We start from the raw sequence: 670 nt of genomic DNA, 5'->3' as shown, positions 1-670 counted from the left end.
GACTCAAAGGCCTCTTACTGGCTTATCATGGCTTATCGCAAGTTAGTACGTCCTTCATCGCCTCCAACTGCCTAGGCATCCACCGTGTACGCTTAGTCACTTAACCATACAACCCGAAGGTGTCTGGCATACATGACCAAGATTGTTTGTTCTCGCTGTACACAAGTTCGATACGCCTCTACCAAATCAGCTTGTTCAAGTAGAGTGGCATTTCTTACTTTAATATTACAATCAGCTTTTCATGTTGTTAAAGAGCACGTAACACTAAGTTACCGGTAAACATTCTTAATTAAGAACACTTAACGCTAACGGTTACATCAAGAGAAGAAATGGTGGAGCCAAGCGGGATCGAACCGCTGACCTCCTGCGTGCAAGGCAGGCGCTCTCCCAGCTGAGCTATGGCCCCACAGACCGAAGGTCTGTCGGTATGTACGACACACCCCGATAAGGGAATTTCAAGGTTAGATAACCTCTTAATTCGCGGGAGGGCAAGGCGGAGAACGACGAAGCATAGCCTGCTATGCGAGTTGTTCTCCAACGCAACCATCGCGTGAATTTGGTGGGTCTGGGCAGACTTGAACTGCCGACCTCACCCTTATCAGGGGTGCGCTCTAACCAGCTGAGCTACAGACCCAGTTTCTTCTCTTTCTATATCAAGCCTGCAAACTGT

The 670-nt window shown here is 48.4% G+C and carries 2 tRNA genes and 1 rRNA gene; all 3 read right to left on the bottom strand.

The annotated features are described in order from the left end of the window. Positions 1-106 (bottom strand): 23S ribosomal RNA (locus tag L8G48_RS13315); the annotation flags it as partial. A gap of 224 nt (positions 107-330) precedes the next feature. Then, positions 331-406, bottom strand: a tRNA-Ala gene (locus L8G48_RS13310). Positions 407-557: 151 nt separating this feature from the next. Then, positions 558-634: transfer RNA gene (locus L8G48_RS13305), tRNA-Ile, on the bottom strand. Positions 635-670 lie beyond the last annotated feature (36 nt).

It is taken from the genome of Idiomarina aminovorans (genome assembly GCF_023155095.1).
GTDB lineage: Bacteria > Pseudomonadota > Gammaproteobacteria > Enterobacterales > Alteromonadaceae > Idiomarina > Idiomarina aminovorans.
Note: the sequence above shows the minus strand (reverse complement) of the source record. Positions and strands in the feature narration are given on the sequence as shown.